The sequence below is a fragment of the Bacteriovorax sp. Seq25_V genome, assembly GCF_000447795.1.
Classification (GTDB): Bacteria; Bdellovibrionota; Bacteriovoracia; order Bacteriovoracales; family Bacteriovoracaceae; genus Halobacteriovorax_A.
In genome coordinates this window covers 47,567-66,681 of record NZ_AUNI01000014.1, presented here as the reverse complement: position 1 = coordinate 66,681, position 19,115 = coordinate 47,567, and the positions used below count along the sequence as shown (strand labels likewise).

At 36.8% G+C, this 19,115-nt stretch carries 20 protein-coding genes; 10 read left to right on the top strand and 10 right to left on the bottom strand.

Going from position 1 to position 19,115, the window contains the following annotated elements:
• Window positions 1–72: 72 nt before the first annotated feature.
• Window positions 73–888, top strand: coding sequence for a hypothetical protein (locus M900_RS06525; protein WP_021274040.1), 816 nt, complete (start codon window positions 73–75; stop codon window positions 886–888).
• Here M900_RS06525 and M900_RS06520 read toward each other — a convergent pair.
• Window positions 855–1,871 (bottom strand): site-specific integrase, encoded by a 1,017-nt coding sequence (locus M900_RS06520; RefSeq protein WP_021274111.1) that lies wholly within the window; start codon window positions 1,869–1,871, stop codon window positions 855–857. The two genes, M900_RS06525 and M900_RS06520, sit on opposite strands and share 34 nt — an antisense overlap.
• A 191-nt stretch (window positions 1,872–2,062) precedes the next feature.
• On the opposite strand from M900_RS06520, the gene M900_RS06515 reads away from it, so the two are divergent.
• The 5 genes from M900_RS06515 to M900_RS06495 all read left to right on the top strand — a co-directional run bounded on the left by M900_RS06515 (window position 2,063) and on the right by M900_RS06495 (window position 7,390).
• The gene (locus M900_RS06515; RefSeq protein ID WP_084703507.1) at window positions 2,063–2,842 is read left to right on the top strand and encodes a ribonuclease III family protein; all 780 of its coding nucleotides are present in this window, start codon (window positions 2,063–2,065) and stop codon (window positions 2,840–2,842) included.
• A gap of 12 nt (window positions 2,843–2,854) precedes the next feature.
• Window positions 2,855–3,820, top strand: a complete 966-nt coding sequence (era, locus tag M900_RS06510) for a GTPase Era (RefSeq protein WP_021274137.1) — start codon at window positions 2,855–2,857, stop codon at window positions 3,818–3,820.
• Between the two features lie 29 nt (window positions 3,821–3,849).
• On the top strand, window positions 3,850–5,685 hold the full coding sequence (locus M900_RS17065) for a GTPase (protein WP_021274054.1): 1,836 nt from the start codon (window positions 3,850–3,852) through the stop codon (window positions 5,683–5,685).
• Between the two features lie 89 nt (window positions 5,686–5,774).
• Window positions 5,775–6,836 (top strand): hypothetical protein, encoded by a 1,062-nt coding sequence (locus M900_RS06500; RefSeq protein WP_021274091.1) that lies wholly within the window; start codon window positions 5,775–5,777, stop codon window positions 6,834–6,836.
• Window positions 6,824–7,390, top strand: coding sequence for a hypothetical protein (locus tag M900_RS06495; protein WP_034731763.1), 567 nt, complete (start codon window positions 6,824–6,826; stop codon window positions 7,388–7,390). Before M900_RS06500 ends, M900_RS06495 begins: the two co-directional genes overlap by 13 nt.
• Window positions 7,391–7,461: 71 nt before the next feature.
• Here the strand turns inward: M900_RS06495 and M900_RS06490 are convergent, their stop codons facing one another.
• Window positions 7,462–8,334, bottom strand: a complete 873-nt coding sequence (locus tag M900_RS06490) for a M48 family metalloprotease (protein ID WP_021274263.1) — start codon at window positions 8,332–8,334, stop codon at window positions 7,462–7,464.
• A 222-nt stretch (window positions 8,335–8,556) separates the two neighbouring features.
• On the opposite strand from M900_RS06490, the gene M900_RS06485 reads away from it, so the two are divergent.
• Both M900_RS06485 and M900_RS06480 read left to right on the top strand, forming a co-directional pair.
• A complete protein-coding gene (locus tag M900_RS06485; protein WP_021274019.1) occupies window positions 8,557–8,775 on the top strand; it encodes a hypothetical protein in 219 nt (72 codons plus the stop codon).
• A gap of 191 nt (window positions 8,776–8,966) precedes the next feature.
• Complete coding sequence (locus tag M900_RS06480) at window positions 8,967–10,169, top strand: response regulator (protein ID WP_021274185.1); 1,203 nt, start codon at window positions 8,967–8,969, stop codon at window positions 10,167–10,169.
• On the opposite strand, the gene M900_RS06475 is transcribed toward M900_RS06480, so the two are convergent.
• Genes M900_RS06475 through M900_RS17060 form a run of 3 tightly spaced genes read right to left on the bottom strand, consistent with a single transcriptional unit; the run spans window position 10,159 to window position 12,275 of the window.
• Window positions 10,159–10,962 carry an RMD1 family protein gene (locus tag M900_RS06475; protein ID WP_021274282.1) on the bottom strand — a complete coding sequence of 268 codons (804 nt, stop codon included), beginning with the start codon at window positions 10,960–10,962 and terminating at the stop codon, window positions 10,159–10,161. The genes M900_RS06480 and M900_RS06475 overlap by 11 nt on opposite strands.
• Before the next feature lie 26 nt (window positions 10,963–10,988).
• Window positions 10,989–11,768 (bottom strand): hypothetical protein, encoded by a 780-nt coding sequence (locus M900_RS06470; protein WP_021274045.1) that lies wholly within the window; start codon window positions 11,766–11,768, stop codon window positions 10,989–10,991.
• 18 nt (window positions 11,769–11,786) lie between these two features.
• Entirely contained in the window at window positions 11,787–12,275 is a 489-nt protein-coding gene (locus M900_RS17060) for a hypothetical protein (RefSeq protein WP_021274116.1), read from the bottom strand.
• A gap of 125 nt (window positions 12,276–12,400) precedes the next feature.
• Between M900_RS17060 and M900_RS06460 the strand changes: the two genes are divergently transcribed.
• A complete protein-coding gene (locus tag M900_RS06460; RefSeq protein WP_021274140.1) occupies window positions 12,401–13,063 on the top strand; it encodes a tetratricopeptide repeat protein in 663 nt (220 codons plus the stop codon).
• 20 nt (window positions 13,064–13,083) lie between these two features.
• Window positions 13,084–14,190: a PQQ-binding-like beta-propeller repeat protein gene (locus tag M900_RS06455; RefSeq protein ID WP_021274183.1), complete on the top strand. Its 1,107-nt coding sequence runs from the start codon at window positions 13,084–13,086 to the stop codon at window positions 14,188–14,190.
• Here M900_RS06455 and M900_RS06450 read toward each other — a convergent pair.
• The 5 genes from M900_RS06450 to M900_RS06430 all read right to left on the bottom strand — a co-directional run bounded on the left by M900_RS06450 (window position 14,179) and on the right by M900_RS06430 (window position 19,069).
• Window positions 14,179–14,949, bottom strand: coding sequence for a hypothetical protein (locus tag M900_RS06450; RefSeq protein WP_021274261.1), 771 nt, complete (start codon window positions 14,947–14,949; stop codon window positions 14,179–14,181). The genes M900_RS06455 and M900_RS06450 overlap by 12 nt on opposite strands.
• An 80-nt stretch (window positions 14,950–15,029) precedes the next feature.
• On the bottom strand, window positions 15,030–16,325 hold the full coding sequence (locus tag M900_RS06445; RefSeq protein ID WP_021274123.1) for a S8 family serine peptidase: 1,296 nt from the start codon (window positions 16,323–16,325) through the stop codon (window positions 15,030–15,032).
• Between the two features lie 94 nt (window positions 16,326–16,419).
• The gene (locus M900_RS06440) at window positions 16,420–17,319 is read right to left on the bottom strand and encodes an endonuclease/exonuclease/phosphatase (protein ID WP_021274005.1); all 900 of its coding nucleotides are present in this window, start codon (window positions 17,317–17,319) and stop codon (window positions 16,420–16,422) included.
• Window positions 17,320–18,024, bottom strand: a complete 705-nt coding sequence (locus tag M900_RS06435; protein ID WP_157680568.1) for a hypothetical protein — start codon at window positions 18,022–18,024, stop codon at window positions 17,320–17,322.
• Between the two features lie 67 nt (window positions 18,025–18,091).
• On the bottom strand, window positions 18,092–19,069 hold the full coding sequence (locus M900_RS06430; RefSeq protein WP_021274241.1) for a hypothetical protein: 978 nt from the start codon (window positions 19,067–19,069) through the stop codon (window positions 18,092–18,094).
• Window positions 19,070–19,115: the final 46 nt, after the last annotated feature.

Below are 19,115 nucleotides of genomic sequence, written 5' to 3'. Positions count from 1 at the left end.
ATGAAAAAAAGTTGCAAGTGACAAGTTTTTCATGCTGTGGACACGAGCGTTAGACACCCTTAAAATGGTAGTATGAAGTATATTTTATCTTTTCTATTTATGTTTTCTGCACTGTCTAATCAAACTCAGATTATTAGAAAGGACGAGGTATTGAATAAGTCGACATTTCCAACGGAAGAGGACTTTGCTTCTGTTAATTCTCCAGTTGGTCTTGATTCATTCTACGATCCAAATATTGATTACTCAAAGTTCTCAGGGAGAGTCAGTGACAAAGATGCAACGGCGACGATTTTAAAAATTCAAGTTGAGACAGAGAATACAAAATTTTTCAAGGCTTCAGATCCGCTGCAGTTTTGGGTGGCCAGAGATCGTAGTAAAGATCCTTGCCAGGGAAATGTGCGCGCGATTGAAGATGGCTATCTTACAATCTATGTGAAAAACCTCCTGCCATGTTGGGGCGAGGCCTATAGTTTTAGACGTGGAACGATTTTAATTTTTGAATCGGAGAGATTGGCCAGTCGTGTGAAGGATGCTTCGAGATATCGAGTGGCGCTACTTTCAAAGAAGAGAGATTTTCTCACTCAGCTAAATAAAGTGAATAAGTTTGTTTGGGGATTTTCTGCTGAGCAAGTGCAAGTTGCAGCGGCTTATGATCGAAAAATTTTAGAGATTCAAAAAGAAAAAGAGTTAGCGCTTAATTCGCTTATTGCTAAGAAGAAGGATCAGATTAGAATTCAAAAAGAATTAAGCTATCGTCTTGATGAACTTGATAAGGATTTAAAATACTATCTAGTTGAAAAAGACGAGCTTTTTACAGACCGTTGGCACTTAGATCATGAGGAAGGTCTTCCTACTTATAAGAGACCTGCACCCATTAAATCAAGATAACACCTTTCAATAAAGTGACTGCTAAAAACATGTGACTCAAGGTGGTCGCGGTAGAGTTTTAGTGAGTACGAAGGTGAAACTCCAAGCCACTCTTTGATGACTGATTCATTAATATCACTATGAAGCCATGTGAAGATTGCCGATTGTCTTAAAGACTTTGGCGTTACGTCGATCATTAGCTCCTTTCTCCAACCGTCAAAAATCAACTCGATTCCACGAGCCGAGATACCACCATTTAAAATACGGTGAGCATTGGCATTGAAAAAGATATGCGAGAAAGAAAGGTGATGTTCTTTTTTTACGCGCTCTAAAAGTTCAACATATGATTCGTAAATTTTTTGGAAAACATCTGGAAGGGCCACAGAGTATGGATCTCTCTTTGGGTGAATAATCATCACGCGCGGAGATTTTCCAAAACTAAAGTGATCTCTTCTAAGGCCTGCGATATCTGAAACCTTGAGGCCACTTCCATAAATTAGAAGAAAGATAAGTTGGTTTCTTTGAATTTTTAATAATTCGATTTTCGCTTGCTTCGGGCGAGACTGCTCGAGCAGGTGCATCCAAAGTGTCTTCACGTGCGAAAGAGATGTTGGTCTTGGGATATCAAGAAACTTCGGAGAGGTTGGAACCTTTTTCACCGGATTATGATTGAAAATATTTTTTTCAACCATAAAGTCAAAGAAGAGGCGCAGGGCCTGAACTCGACGGCGACGAGAGTTGTCCGACGTGTATTTTTGCTCGAGGTATTTTCCATACTCAAGAATTTGCGGGATACTAAAATGCTCGATATCAAGGGAGCTTTGGGCCTCGATTAGGTACTGGTTAAAACAATCGAGATCTGTCTTGTAGTTTTTAAGGGTGTTAACACTTCTGCCCTTGGCGCGAAGAGAGTCATAGAACTCTGTTTGCCAGTTGATGATCTTGGCCATGGCCGGGTTAGTGCTTGGTCCGCCTTCAGGGGCCTGTGTATATTTCGTATCCATATATTTGTAACCTATTAAAATACTGTCATTTAAATCAAATTTTTTGATCTCAAATATTGTACATAGATGGTTAAAATTACACAACTTAAAATCTTCTCTTGCTTGGAAAGACTATGGGTGTTACAAGAAGGAGACAATTAAATAACGGGTAATTAACGGAGAAGACGACCTTGCAAAGTAGCAATAATACTTTGGATAATCAATTTAGCGCAATGCTGTATGAGAAATCAGTATTGGGAACGCAGTGCGTACGCGAATTGTTTAAGGCGCAGGACTCATTAATTACACTTCAAAAAAATATCAATTACACATTTAAAAATCTCGATCTTTTATTTCAGGCGTTCACGCATCGTTCATTCGTGCATGAGTATACACGCGAAAAATTGCGTAACTACGAAAGGCTCGAGTTCCTTGGGGACTCGGTGCTTGGAAGTTATGTGGCACTAAAACTTTATTCAATCTTTGATGAAGAAAAAGAGGGCGTACTTTCAAAAATTAAAAGCTCACTTGTGAATGAGACAAAGCTTGCTTCGATTGGTAAGGGCCTTGAGTTGCAGTCAATGATTCTTCTTGGAAAGGGAGAGTTAGCGCTTGGTCCTACTGACTCGGTCATTAGTGATGTTTTTGAGGCCGTGATTGGAGCGATTTCATTGGATGCATCAAATGATGTGGCCTTTAAGACCCTTGATTACATTATAGGTGAATTTGAAAAGAAAAATGAAATCACTTTCTTTGATGCAAATAACGCTTCTGTTTTTGATCCAAAGACAACGCTACAAGAAGAAACGATGAGAAGATTCAAAGTTCTTCCTGAGTACTTGTCTTCAAAGAATGGAGAAGAGTTTCTTGTGAGTGTTTCTGTTTGTGGTGTGAAACTGCATGAACTCACAAATATTTCAAAGAAGAGAGCAATGAAAGAATTAGCAAAATACTGTTTAGAAAATAATTTATTGGAACAAATTAAGAATTAATGAGGAGAATGTATGCTTATTGAAAATCAACACCCAGATAATAAGTCAATTGTTGTCGCTGTATTAGGAGCTCCAAACGTAGGAAAGAGTTCTTTAATTAATTACCTCATTGGGATGGATCTTAGTATTGTTACAAGTAAGCCACAAACAACGAGAAATAAGTTTCACTGTATTATGCAAGTAGATAGAACGGAGATCGTATTCGTTGATACTCCAGGTCTTCACAAGTCAAGCCAAGAGCTTAACAAGCGTATTAATCAACAGGCGAGAGAAGGACTAGAGGGGGCAGACCTTAACCTTCTTCTTATTGACCTAACTAAAGATGTTTTAAATCAATTCAAAGAATTCGTTGAAAATATTAATCGTGACCTAGGACCAACTTGGGTTGTGTTTACAAAAGCTGATAGAGTAGAGAATGCTGAAAATCTACCTCTTGATGCGGTTATTGAAAAAGCGAAAGAGCTTATTCCAACAATTGAAAAGCACTTTAGCCTATCCTCAAAAACTGGTGACAATGTCCACCTTTTAACTGGTGCACTTGTTGATGCTGCTATTCCTGGACCACACTTCTATGAAGATGGTTCAATCTCTAATAAGAATCAAAGATTCTTTGCTACTGAATATATTAGAGAGCAGGCATTTGAATTATTAAAAGACGAGCTACCATATGAGTTAGCGGTTGTTATCGAAGAGTATAAAGATATCAAAGGAAAGGATAATTCTTTTACTTCACATATCTCTGCTTCTATTCTTGTTAATCGTCCATCACAAAGAGCGATCGTTGTAGGGACTAAGGGATCGATGATTAAAGAAATCGGTACAGGGGCAAGAAAGAAAATTGAAGCAATGACTGACGGGAAAGTTTTTCTAAATCTACACGTTAAGGTTTCTCCAAAGTGGTTTAAGAATAACTTCGTACTTGAAGAAATTGGACTAAATAGAGCACAAGATTCTGCTCGTGTTTGGAAATCAAAATAATTAAGAGTTAAAAAATAAAAGGATAAGAAATGAAAACTAGAGCAATGGTAATTTCCCTGATTGGAAGACCAAATGTTGGAAAGAGTTCGGTCTTTAATAGATTGATGAAGAAACAACATAAGGCAATTACTTATGATATGCCTGGAGTAACAAGAGACCGTCACTATGGGATCACTGAGTTCACAGATGTGAGTGAAGAAAATCCATTAGAAGCGATCTTAGTTGATACTGGTGGTTTCTACCCAGATAAAATTGATGAGACAGGAAAGAACGTTCAAGAAGAGAACGCAAATAAGTTTTTTAATATTATGACTGAGCATGCTCACCAGGCCATTGATGAATCGGATCTGGTTCTGTTCGTTGTTGATGTTAGAGAAGGTGCACTTCCATTTGATAATACAATTGCAGATTATATTAGAAAGCAAAAGAAGAAGATGTGGCTAGTTGTTAATAAATTTGATTCTGAATCTCAAAGAGGTGATGAAATTGATTTCTATCAATTAGGTGTGAATAGTGACGAGATGTTCACTGTATCAGCAGCTCATAATATTGGAGTTGATCCTCTGAGAGAAGCGATCTATAAAGAGATGGTAGACTTTACTAAATCTGATAAGGCCCTTGTTTCAGCGAAGCTTCAAACAGGTGTTACGCCTAAGGAAGATGTTGTTGCAAGACTTGCAATTATCGGTGCACCAAATGCTGGTAAGTCGACTCTTTTAAATCTTTTAGTTGGAAGTCAAAGAGCACTTGTTTCTGATATCGCGGGAACGACTGTTGATCCAATTGAAGGCTTCTTTGATTTATATTTTGGACATGATGCTAAGAAGCTTGAAGAGAATAAGCTTCGCTACTTCAGTGGTGATAACCAACTTGTTCAACAGTATGAAGAGTTTAGACAAAATAACCCAGACCTTTATACTTCTCTTGTAAGCTCTTACAATCTTGAAGAAGAAGATGAAGACAATATGATCTTTGATAATGCTGAGTTTGACTATGATGATGAAGGATTCTTAGACGAAGATGAGCAGGAGTTTGCTGACGAGGCTGGAGATAGAATTTACTCGCAGGTTTTTGAAGGTGAAGAGGTTGATGAGAACCAAGAATTCGCTGAAGAAGAAGTGATTGCTCAAGAAGAAGTTGTGGCAGAAGAAGTTGACGAAGGAAGCTTCTGGAGAAGTATTCACATCGTTGATACTGCAGGGATTAGAAAACAGAAAAAGATTGATGACTTTGTTGAGTCGCAATCGGTTTATCGTTCACTAAGATGTATTGCTGAATCTGATATTTGTATTTTCATGATTGATGCAGTTAAGGGTGTTTCACATCAAGACAAGCGTCTGATTGATATTGCTGTTGAGAAGGGTTGTTCAGTTATTATGTGTCTGAATAAGATTGACCTACTTGGTGATACGGTAAGAGATCCAGCGAAGAAGAAAGAGTGGTTACTTAATATTAGAGATATGATTCCTTGGTTAAATTACTGTGATATTATGCCAATTTCGGCGAAGCACAGTAGAGGGATTAAGAGTCTTAAAAAGGCACTGATTAAGACTATTCTAATTAGACAACAAAACATCCCAACGGGTGAGTTAAATAGATTCGTTCTTGATCTAATTGATAAGCACCCAATTATTTTAAGAGGATCAAAAGGTAAGCGTTTTAGAGTGAAGTATGCCTCACAAATTAAGACGTCGCCTCCGACATTTTTATTCTTTACGAATAAGTCGCAAGGGGTTCCTGATAATTATAGAACTTATTTGAAAAACGGTTTAAGAAGAGCATTTCCTCTAGATAATACGCCGATTCACTTAATTTTTAGAACAGCAACTGACCTTCTTAATAGAATGGCCAAAGTAAAATCATAAGTTTAAAAAGCCGAGATAATATCTCGGTTTTTTTTTGCTGTAAGCTTTGCCCCGTTCATTTTTCTCGCCCAATTTGTCATAATTGAGTGATGAAGTATATTTTAGCATTTCTATTGTTATCATTAAATATTTTTGCCTTTGAATACCAAGATACTTTTGAACAGTTTAAGACACAAAAGTATATGGTGAGGACCCTTGATCATTTGTATGACTTGAAAGGATTTTATCAAAGTCCTTATCGTGAGTATGAGTTGGTGGATCAGGTTTTTGAAAATGATGACGGGAAAAGGGTCTTTGTAAAAGTGGGGCTGGAGTTTCCACGCGCTTATAATAAAGTTATTAGACCTAAAGATGGCGGTTATCTCTATCATGAGATGATGGAAAAGGTTCCTGTGGCGATGCTTTTTCACAATATCGAAAGGAAAGATATTGATAAGTATGTCATGAGGCTTAGAGCAAAAGTTTCAACGTCAAAATTCACATTTAAAAATCCTTTATTTCAAAATGCTTATGCCTCCACTTGTGGGGTTGAGATTGCGGCGATGTCGAGCGCGCAACTTGCGAGTCTGTCTCAGATTGGTAATAAAGTTGAGACAGAATTCTTGATGGAGAATGCCAAGAGCTGTTTGAGTGAAGCGTTGAGTGGGGCGTGGCAAGCGACTGGGGGACTGGTGGCCAGCGCAGCGTCGGGATTTATGAGTTTTATTAAGAATCCGGTTAAGGCCGCGAATAAGTTTTGGGATAGTGCTGTTTCGACTTTTGAGAAGACAAAAGAATTTGTGATGAATATTAAGTCGTCTTTGAAAGAAGTTGGTGAAGTGATTGCGGGGATGCCAGCGGAGCAGAAGGCGATGATTGTTTGTAATCTGGTGGGATCGATTGGAACGACGGCGTTGGTTGGTATCTTGACAGGTGGGCCAGCTGGACTTGCGAGGGCCCTGACGACGCTTGCGAGTAAGATTTCATTGATAAAAGGTGTGAAGTCGGCGTTGGGTGTACTTTCAAAGCTTAAGATACCAAGAGATGAGATGAATGGATTATTTTCCAAGATTATGAAGAGTGATAATAAGAAGGGCCTTGATGATCTCGAGTTTATGGCGGGGCATGGGATGGAGAAGTTGACGTTGGAGGTTGCGACATGCGCGCTTTAATTTTAATTTCTTTTATTCTATTGACGTCATTTAATATTTTTGCAGCGAAGAAGAAAGGCTGTGGCAATATTGATGAGAAGATTGCACAAGCGCGAAAGCTGCAAGGTGCGTTGTCGCAAAAGGGTGTGAGGGGAGAGCTTCGAAATTTCCTCAATAAGCAAATTGATAGTGGTGTTGATATTGATGAATCTTTTGTTCAGAAGATGGCCTTAAGCCATACAACACAGGCCAAATATTTTAAAAATTATAAAGTTTATGCAGAACACTTTAAAAAACATGGCAAGGAATTTCCTGGTTACTCACAAAAAGACTATCTGAAGCGAGCTCAGGAGATTGCAAGTTCAAGGGCCGAAAATATTTTAACGATTAAAAATAGTAATGGGATATTTAAGTATGTGCCAGAGACTAATGAGCTTTTAATTGTTGAAAAGGGACTTATTGGGACACTTTATAAACCAAGTCTTGAAGTCATTAATAATGAGTTTAAATCAAAAGCACTCCCGCGATTTGGCAGCGTCTTCGAGTGGTTCGTTAAGGCTAAGGCAGCGAAGTGAATATATATTCTTTAATAAAAAAGCCCCGCAATTTGCAGGGCTTCTTTTTTATCTAAATTTACTAATAAAAATTAGAAGTTAGATGGTTTAAACCAACATAGTGGTCTTACACCGTCTGTGTAATCTTCACTTCTGTTACATACACCAGCTTTAGCATCTGTGTTTGAAGTTTCATCAGTGATGTCTTTTGTACAAAGAGCACCGTGGAAGTATGTATCAAGACGACACTGACCAGCTGGGTGCTTGTGGTTTGTTTTAGAGACAACAGACTTGTCTGGAGTTGCGAAATCTACTGGTCTATCACCATTTAAAAGAGTCGCTAGACCTTTAGATGCTTGAGAAACTCTCTTACAAAGAGCGATTTCAGAATCTGTATTCCAGTTAGCCTCACATTTCTTAACTACTTCAGCGTCAATTGTCATGTTAGAAACGATTGCTTCATTGTTATCTGATCCATAAACACTTCTGAAACACTTCATTGATGCCCAGTAATCAGATTGACCTTCGTTAGATGCCCAAGTTGGAATCCACATTCTTGTTGTCTTTGGAGCACCTGCTAGGTGGTGACCTAGTTCGTGACACATAACAAGCGCGAATCCATCTGGAGATACTGATCTATGACGAGCTAGACCACCAAACATATGAACTTGCCAAGTCTTACCAACTTGATTTGCATAAGCGTTAACAGTTCCATCTTCCCACTTTCTAAGTGTTACAAGATTTGCACCTTTAGAAGCAACAACTGAAGAGTAGTAATTTTCAACTCTATCGATAACAGCATTGAAGATCTCTTCAGTCATTCCATTATCAGCTTTTTCAGATACACCAATATACATATCGTTATCTGGTAAAAATCCTGTCTTTCCTTCTACGTCACAAGCAAATGAGTTTGAACTCATAACTAGTAGTGAAGAAATCATTACTGTTTTAATAGTTTTTATCATTTTTCCTCCCTGAAAAAATATATGATTTAATTTTAGACAATCATTAATTTTGACACTTTTTAAAACACATCGACAATATTTTTTTAACGAACCTGTTTGATCAGGTATTAAGCAATGAAACCATAACATTTTGCTAATAATATCCTAACGGCAGAGGGGGTGACTTCTTCTGCTTTACAGCTATTCTAGCGATATAAAAATCTAACCAAAATGGAGTTTAAAATGAGAACCACTTTAGGCCTGAAAGATCATTTAAAAATTGAATTTCTAAGCTTTAGAAGATTGATCATTGATTTAATTTTTAGCTTCTTCGCTTTGAACTTCTTGCTTCTACGCTATTTATGGAGAACTGCTTACGGCTCCAAGCTTGATGCGAGGCCGCGTATTGAAGATCCTGTTGTGGAAGGACATATCTCTGTTAATGAGTTACTTTGGGACTGAAAAATAGAGAGATAAGGTCTATTACTCTATTGTGTTGTAATGTCCGATACTTCCTTAAGCTGCTGGAAATATTTTGAATATTAATAAATTATGTTATTTTATGTGGCAATTTTTTAAGGAATTTTATTTAGAGATCTTAAGGCGTATAATAAACCATGTAAGTGACACAATTCTTAACTTGGTGAGATGTAATGAAGATTTTGCTTGTAGATGATAATGCTGATATTTTGGAACTCTTAAGCATTTTGATCTCTGACAATTACAGAAGTGCAAGTCTCTCTTTTTTTTCAAATAGTAAGGATGCAATTAATGAATTAAGAAGAGATTCTTCCTATAATCTAATAATAAGTGATTATCAAATGCCTGAAGGGAATGGGGATTTACTTTATTACGAGAATTTAAAGTATAGGATTCCCTTTATTTTTCATAGCTCTTCTCTTGATGAGTTACAAAGAGTGTTAAAGCTAGAAGAAGGAGGACAACTCGCTTTCTTAGATAAGCCTTGTGATGTAAGCTCCTTGTTAGAGCTTGTTGGAAAATGCTTGGTGGATAATGGAGCTCTTTCTCCATTTTGCAGGATTAGAAGTATTGATCTTTTAAATCTATATGATCAGTTGGATGAAATTTATATTAAATTAAGTGGAGATCACTTTGTTTTAGTGAGTCGTAAGGAGTTGCCTAATATAGAGCTGTTAAAAGATTATATTTACAAAAAAGGAATTAGAGACTTTTATGTTTCAAAAGAAAGCTTTTCTAAGGTTCTTTCTAATTGTTTTTCGCGGCCGAATGTTAAAGGTGATAGTGTTAATAGAGTGTTAAATCAAATTAGCCTTTGTTTTACATATGCTTCCGATCTTTTTGAAAATAATGAAATTCAAACATATACTGCTCATATTTCAACCATTTTAGACAGTATTTCAACAGATAAAAAGTTGTTCCTAATACTAAATGAGTTTTTAAAAAAAGGTGACTTCCTAGTTTCTCATTCTATGCTTACTTATGTATTGTCTTTGAAATTTTTATCCAGATTTAATGACCGGACAGATCAAAATGTTAAAGACTTCTTTACAGCTTCTATGGTGCATGATTCCGATATTCATACTCCACGATTTAGCTTTGAATCGCATGTGAAGGAAAAAAGTAGACTAAAATCTTATTCTTCATTCGCAAGTACAAATGGTTTTGAAAACATTCCTAAACTCTTAGAAAAGTTACATGTGACAGAGACACATTTTAATAGAGTTGAGAGGAATCAAAAAATATTTATTACTGCTCATGTTCTATCAACATATGGAATATGTCATCAGACGAGTAATTTGAATAATTTTGTAGAAGGGGAGTTTAAGGAGAGCTTTCCTCTCCTATACTCATTCTTAAAAGGGACTAATTACTAAAAAACTTCACTGTGTATTCACTTAATGACATAACAATTTCTATTCCAATTAGGATAATGATAATCCACTCAAGATTTGTCGAATGTTTAAACTGTAATTCATCGGCGAGGATATTTAAAATATCACGAAGTACAGAAAGCTTCTTATTAAGAACAGTCATGCGCTGATGAACTTCAAGATACTCATATGTTTTGTTATAGTATTCATCATACTCTGGGTGATCCCAAAGAAATTCCGGCTTATCAAGAAGGTCATACTTAAGATTAATTCTCGATTCTGTTACAAAAATACGCCCTCTGATTTTGGCCATCTCTTTTCTTGAAAGTTTGAGATCTCCTCTCGTCGCAAGGTCTTGCGGAATATTTGAATGTTCTGAAATTTCATTGATAACAAACTCTTCCATCTCGCCAAGTTTCACTGACTGTGCCATTGCAAAAGAAATCGCGATTCGAAGAAGTGGATCACTTGAATTTAGTTGTAGGTGATCTCTTCTAATTCTAAATTCAGTCGAAGAGTCATCAATGACTGTGACTTTGAAAAAATCAAAGGTTTTTTCTGATTGAGGATTAATAAAGAACTTCTTAATTTGAGAAAAGAAAAGTTCTGGGTTGTAGCCATTGGTTCCCCAGTAAACAACGACACCAAATTCAAAAATATGAAATTCTTGATCTTGGAAATTAACAGAAATTACTTCGCGAAATGAGCGAGCGTGAAAATGAATTTTACAGTGTTCACTCAGCGCTTTAAAGTCAAAACTTTCACTCAGAGAAAATGCTAAACATGTTTCAATCATAAATTTCCTATTGTGAGTGTGGCCGATTACCAGTTCCACACGTAAGAGAGAACAGTTGTATAACCATATCCTGCAAGATTCTCAAACCCCACATTCTTTCCTTCAAGAGGAGTAAACTCCCTTGTTTCCTTATCGTGGAAAGCAACATCGTGAAGTAGGAATTCAAGGTTGAGATAAGACTCTTTAAGTTTAATTGGAAATTCAAGCCCAAATCCTAGGGCCATTCCAATTCCTCCTCCTTTATCATCGGCGATATCATCTTGATCAAGATACTTATTTGTCACATACCAGTACTCAAGTCTTCCGACGATATAAGGGTTAGAGTAAGTAATGGCCGTTCCCAAGTTAGATGTGTCGACATAGTAGCGGTAGCTAAAGAATGTTCGAAGCATCGAGACTTCAATGAAACCTGCGGGAGATTGTCCTTTCCAACCCTCTGTTTCTTCATCAAAGAACATGGAGTGTTTTGAATAAGCAAAACCTACACCCCAAGCAGACTGAAAGTCAGAGAAATAATTGATTGATAAACTAAAAGTAGGTGGATCATTAGCATAGGCCTGCCCGCGATTGCCATCGAAGGCCGTAATTCCTAGACCAATTTGAAAAGTGAAGTAGCGTCCGTACTTGTAAAATCTTTCGTCTTCACTAATTTGTGTATCTTCGAGATCCTCGTTGAAGTCATTGAAAATATCTCCCCCTACCGAGAGATCATCATCTTCGATACCTATCATCCCGCTTCCAAAATCTTGGGCCGGAGTTAGAAGAGTGAGAGAGAGTAGAATTAAAATTTTAAATATATTTTTCATTAAGTAATTTTATCACTATTAAAGGTAAAAGTGAACGGAACCTAAAAGGAAGTGATTCCCCATAGTCTCAACGTTAAACTCCTTTAGTTTATATAATGATACACCAAAATCAATACTGAATCCTAAACTTTCAAGACCTGTGAAAGAAAACTCTGTTCCAAGTCCTAAATCAATTTCAAATCCACTTTTGTCATTATCATCAGAGTACTTCTTATTTAGAAGTCCAAGGAGACCAAAAGTGTAGAATGTAAGTTGTGGCTCGTTAAAAATATTACGATAAAGTTTTAGACCAGCGTTCCAACCACCAGTCTCATCAGTATCAATCCCGAAGAATGCACTATAGGCAAATGACTTTGAACGTTGCAATTTTATAGAAAGAGAAGGAATTTCTGTTTGAAGTTGATTTGTAAAACCAAGTCCTAGTCTTCCTATACGCTCAGTTGCTGACGCATTAAGTGAAGTAAAGAGAAGTATTGATGCGAAAATTATTTTTACTTGAAATTTCATGATGCCTTGTTCCATAAAAAAAGATTATAAATATATTGTAACTACGAGAAGTATTTTTGACAACTTTACTCTTCAAAATATAAAATCCTAGAGAATTATATCCATTTACTAAGGAAGGAAATTAAATGACGACTAAAACTGCTGATTCTCAAAACTTTGAAACAGAGTTAAAAACTACGGAACTAGGAGAGTTCATTATAAAAAATAAGGCGATCATGGTTATTATCATCGTTCTAGTTATTCTTGGAATTCTAGGGGCGGGAGTTTTCCATGCAATGGATCTTAAAAACGAAGCCAAAGCTGCTAATAGCTACCATGCATATGAAGTATCTTCTCTAAAAGATTTTACTGATTCAAAAATTGATGCTGATGCACTAGTTGCTGCATTTGAAACTGTAAGTAAAGAAAACACTGCTCACAATGCAACTTTCACTTCAGCTCTTCTAACTTTTGATGCACTGACTGCGAAAGGTAACGATGCTCAGGCCCTAAAAATTATTAAGGATATTACAGCAAAGAATTCTTTCCAAGCAATCCTACTTAATACAAGACAAGCAGTTGCTCTTGAAAAAAGTGGTGATATTGATGGCGCTATTAAGAAGCTTGAAGCACTTCAAACTCTTGATGTAAAAGTTCAAGAAGGGAAGAATTACATTGATCTTGGACGTCTTTACTTAAAGAAAGGTAATAATGACATGGCCAAGAAAAGTTTTGAATTTGTTAAAACTTTAAATACTGAAAGTGTTTTCAAATCACTTGCTGATCACTACTTACAAACTTTAAAATAACGTTGGTTAAAATGTATAAAATGAAAATTCCATTGTTTCTACTTTCCCTTCTTGTGCTAGGCTCATGTGCTAAGTTTGACGTCTATAAGCCAGAAGGTGTTAGAGAAGCAAAAAATGTTTTTACTCCTGCTTGGATTAAGAACCTCGATCCTGCTTACGAAACTGGAAACCTTCCAATTTCTCTTGGAAGTCCATTAATCCATGACGGTGTTGTTTACGCTGGAAATAATAACGGAACAATGGATGCCTATAGCATTAAGAATGGAAGGCTACTTTGGAGAGAGAAAATTAAAGATGGCTTCCAAAGTGCTCCAATTGTTTATGAAAATCTTCTGATCTATGGGGATGTGAGTGGACGTGTTTATGCAAAAGATATCGTATCTGGAGACTTTAAGTATCAATTCGACCTTGGTTCTTCAGTTGATTCAACTTTGACAGTAAGCAAGGGGAGACTCTTTGTTCACACAAGAAATCATAAGCTATTTGCAATTGATGCACTAACTGGAAAGGTTCTTTGGTCATATAAGAGATCAATCCCGTTCTTTTCGACACTTCAGAGAACTTCAAAACCTCTTGTCGTAGAAAATAGAGTATTCGTAGGATTTGCAGATGGTTTCCTATTGGCCTTCTCTCTTGAGGAAGGGCAAGTGGTATGGGAGAAAAAGATGTCAACGGCAGATAAATTCGTTGATGTTGATATGTCTCCTACTTACTTTAGAGGAAAGCTTATTGTTAGCTCAATCAATGGACAGGCCGAGGTTATTGATCCACAAAGTGGAGCACTTCATAATCGTTTGGCGTTCACAACGAATAGAGATGCTTACTATCTAGGTAGCTCGGTTGTTTTTGGAACGATTGATGGCAAACTTGTTATTGTTGATTCAAGCTTCAATGTAGAAAGGGAAGTGAAAGTTTCAACAAGCGCGATTAGTTCAATGAGTGCTTGGAAGAATGGTTATGTAATTACTACTGTTGGAAAAGAACTGATCTATATCGATCAAAAATTTAATGTGATTTCAAAATATGACCTGGGGTCTGTGCACTCTGCGGTATTTGGAGTTGTGAGTGTTGAGGATGACCATCTCGCGATGATGTCATCCCGCAACCGTCTTTACTTATTTAAGTGATTCTTGTGCCCAAGTCGCTCTTAGTCTTCTAATTGCTTCTTGGGTATAATCTGCTTCTAATTTTCTTGTAGAAGCAATTGTTCTTCCACGTGTTCTAATTTTTTCCTTTGCAGAAATCGAACTTAAGAGTGATTCATTATAAAAGATTGTTGTCTTATAAAGAGCATTTAGTGACTTTTCATCTTTCCCAATAACACCTTTTTTTTGTGCAAGTGTAATGAAGTTCTCATATATATAGTAATTACTACTTACTCCATTTTCACAAAGCTCAGTAAGTTCGGCATGGGTTTGATCCATATACTTTGCCATTGCTTTTGGTAGAACCTTTCTTGAAGGTGCTTGTCCCTCATAATCAAGACTTGAAACGATGCTCTTATCTTCAAAACTAATTTGATCTTTTAGTGAATACTTCACTTCTTTTGGAGACTTCTTCACTAGTTGTTGGTGAAAAGTCGGGCAGTATTTAATTTGTTTCTTATATTGAGGATAAAGATCTGTCATAGCGTGATACTGATCATAGAGAGAAAGAAAGTAAACACTCTTGTTGCTCTCGTTGATTTCTTCACGATCAGCACTTGCTGGATATCTACTGGCCTTGTACTTGTAACCAGAAACTTTGTATTCTGGAACTTTATTAACGCTTTCTTCTTTTGAAGTGTACCTTGCCATCTTTGCTTCGATTGACTCAGGTTTCTTATAGTAGCTTCCACAACTAGCTACTAGCGAAAGAATAGTAATAAGCGATAGATTTCTTTTCATAAAAAAACTCCGATGATGTTAGAGTTGCCTCTTCATTCCTATCGGAGTTTGATCAAGAAAAGTAAGGGAAAATATCCTTGTTAAATACTAGGAATATCGATAAATGATTGAGCAATTGCCTCGGTTAATGACAAGCTTAGCATAAGCTCAGTTGCTCTTAGCGCCCTTTGGTTATTAATCACCCCAGAGCTCTCACTAATATCCTTAAGCGTCTCATATTTATCACTAGTCTCAAGCACTAATCTTCTTAAATCTTGAATACTCAATGTAATTTTAAGCTCTTTAGATCTCTCTAAAATATTTGCTGCCAAAGAAGCTACTTGAGGTGCTGCTTGGCTTGTACCGTTGATTGGAAGAAACAAGTTCTCTGGTACACAACTTGTCACTGCCATGCCTGGCGCAAAGACACTAACTGATTTCTTTCCAAAGTTTGAGAAATAGGCCTTGTCATTAAGATAGAATGCTCCAGTACTAATAGTATTGATTCCTCTAATGCTTGATGGGTAGTGAGGAATTTCATCGTTATTTAATTTCTTATTTCCTGCAGAGAAAATAAAGAGAATATTTTCATGGGACTTTACCACGGCCTTGCCACGAGAAAGAATCGTTGTCATAAAGTTCTTTGTAATCTCTGTGGCCACATCTTCATTAAGCTTACTTTCAAATTGCTTCTTCCATGCTGACTCAACTTCGTCGTATGTACTGGCGAAGCTCTGACCCCATGAAATATTGATAATATTTGAAAACTTTGCAGCATAGCTCGTTGCAATTTCTAATTTTCCAACCATCCAGACAGCATATTTTTCAAAATAAGTTCTAAGATTTTTTATTTTCTCTTCGTCTGTTGCATCTGGAGATAGAGGTTTAAATTCTGCTTTTAAAAAAGCACCTTCTTTTGCATCACCAAGGTAGCGAATAGGTAGTAGCTTCACTCCTTTACTTGTTTGTTCATTATTTATTCCAAGAGCAAGGCACGCCACATGTGTCCCATGGGCATACTTTGTATACTTAGATTTTGTCTTCATGAATTCTTTATTCTTTGCCAGCTCTTTATAGCGAGTAAGCTCATCATCAGAGATCGTTTCTAGAGATTTCTTCGCTCTTAGTTCGTAGTACTCATAAATCTCCGCTGGAAAACTACCATAATCTTTATAGTCAAAAACTTCATTTGAGTTTGCGATAAAGTTCCAGCCATTGATATCATCGATATAGCCATTTCCATCATCATCGATTCCATTAATTACTTCTTCTTGATTAGAAAAAATATTTCCAGAAATTTTAGAGTGAGTGAGATCGATTTGGTTATCAATAACTGTCACTATTGTTTCAGACTTTGCGCTTAGGGCGCATAGGAAAAGTAGTGTAATTAATTTCATTATTACCCCAATTCGTGTTCTGTTGTTTTTGTGCACCAAAGTTTTACCAACCGTGTTAACCAAGGTCAATTGCACCGTGTTAACAGGGGCTAAGTTAGCAGTTTAACGTGAAAACAAGAGGGTAGTGATCGGATGGATTATCCCAAATATCAAAACGAGAACGCGGTAAGAATTTAAGATTATTTAATTCATTCTTATAACGATACACTGTTGCATCACTCACTCTTGTCAGAGTCTTTTTCGAAGTGAAGGCGTAATCAAGTTGTACTGGGACTCTATCACTTCCTTTGAAAAGGTAAAATGTCGCACGTTGCTCCCTTGGAATATCGCGAAAGTCGAGAACATCGATAATGTCATAAGTGTGTATGCCACGAATAAACTCAGGGTCAGTTTGAAAACGTGAGGCATTACCATTGAAGTCTCCCACGATAAAAATTGGGATCTCTGGATATTGCTTTGATACTTCAGCATATCTTTGAAGGCAGTAAGTAAACTCCGCTTTTCTTCTTTTTTCGCCACGAAAGTCACGTCCTGTTTCATCTCGTTGTGATTTTAAGTGTACGTTTAAAAGGATCAGTTCAAGCTTCCCATCTCGTGAGAGATAGAGTTCTTGTAGGTCACGGCTTAATTTGTACTTATTCTTTTCGGTCTCTTCAAATTTAAAATCGATTATTGCACTTGTGTTAGTTTTCATTTCATAACTAAAGTTCAAATCTTTTTTGATGTAGAAGCCAAGTTCGATGCCACGATCCGAATTTCCTTTTAGTAGCAGGGGAGTGTAGCGAGAATCCAGATGCTCTTCGTTAAATATTTCGAGGGAGCGCATACCTCCGACTTCACTAAGAGCGTAAATATCAGCATCGATCTCGCGAAAAGTCTGGGCCATCTCTTTAGTTTTCTTTTCTGACTTTAGTGGTGTCTTGTCTGTGTTAATGAAACTTTCTTGATCCAGGAAAAAATTTTCTAAATTGTAAACGCATACCGTGAGTTCCAACTAGCAACCTCTTCCATATAGGACGTCTTGATACTTCTTGGTTTTCTCATTCCAGATCTTCTTGCACATATAGTACTCGTAGATACTATTTTTATTATCTTCTTTAAAAAGCTTTGAAAGTTCAGAGGAACATTCCGAGTCAATAATTTCAAAATACGGGTAACTTTTAAAATCAATTGAAAGCTTATTTGTCTTGCCCTCGATAAGATAGTTGTAATAAACACCATCTGTATCCATCATCATCACCGCAGTGTCTCCCATAAATATTTGTGGGAGTGTTCGATATGGCGTCATGACACGAATTGGTTTTTGGTCGATTGATGAAAAGGTATAAATATAGTGAGGGATAAAGTTCTCAGGTGTTTTATTCTTTGTAATAAAAATCTCAGAAACAAAAACTCTTCCTTCAGCTTTTCTATGAGAAGGACAGGCCGAATCATAAATCGTAATGTCTTTTTCTGGTTTGTCAGTTAAGGCCCAGCCAGTGATGGGAGCGCCAATATCTTTTAAAAGATTTCTTATGTTAGCGTCCTTTTTTGACTTAATAATTGATTCAAATTGTTTATAGCGTGAAGCCTGCTCTTTTGAACAACTTGAATTTTCGGGACAGCCCTGATTGATATGGAGGGGCTTTATGTCGACTGGCTTCTCAGCGAAGGCCATTATTGTTAGCAGAATTGTAGTGATGATTTTTAGTATATTCACTTCTTAATGATAGCAAATTATAACAAATGGTCAAAAAAAAAGGCCCGATCATCGGGCCCCTATGTGATTATTTAATGATTACTCTTTGTACTGGGCGAGATTTTCCATAGTCCCCAGTTGTCGTTCTTAGGATAAGGTCAACTTCACTTCCTGTATCCATTCTTTCAACATCGCTTAGGTCTTCATCATTTCCTGCGAAGATATCGCGAGTTCTACTCTGTCCTTCATCAAGAGTGTCGTCGATAACAAATTCATCTTCTGAAGGGTCAACATCAATCTCTTTTCCAGTTTTCGTTCTTAATGTTAACTTTGGTGATAAGTCATCAAAGTCATCTTTCTTATTTGAGTTGGCCACACAAGTAATCTCAGAAAATTCTAGAATCTTAATTGCGCGAGAACCATCTTTTTTCATTTTCTTAATATCTTTATCAGATGTTTCAAATAACTCATAAGTTGTAAAGAATGAGTCTGGTATCACAACACCTTGGTTGCTAAGTCTCTTAACTTCTGCACGTCCATTCTTAGTGTCAAGAATGGCCTCTTTAGCGCGCATACCGTCGATCCCATTTTCTTTACCAATATGCTTACATAGTTCTTCCATATCTGTTAGCTTATCAAGCTTATGATGAAGACCTTCAATCTTATCGGCAAAACCAACTCTAGCTGCTAAACGATAAGCAAAGATTGGCTTATTAAACATTTCTTCAAGTTCTCCGCCCGAGAATGTATATTCCTCACGAGACTCTCTAATTTTTTCTTTTTTCTTACGCTCGGCCTTATCTTCTTCGGCCTCTTTATAAGCTACTTTACGCTTACGTGCTTCCTCTTTGGTTCTTTCTTCAAATGCTTTGTACTTATTAGGAAGAAGTTTTTTTCCATCAACACATTTATCATATTTCTCTTTCTCACTCTTAGAAAGGTCGTAGACAGTTTTCTTGCCATCAGCTTCAAAACCATCAATTAGGATAGAGCAAGATAGTGATGAGGCATGACCTTGGAAGGCGTATGCCAAAAGTAGAGTTGAGATGATCATTTTAAATTTCATTTTTATTCCCCTATAAACAAATTTAAAAACTAAGTACTTTTATTAA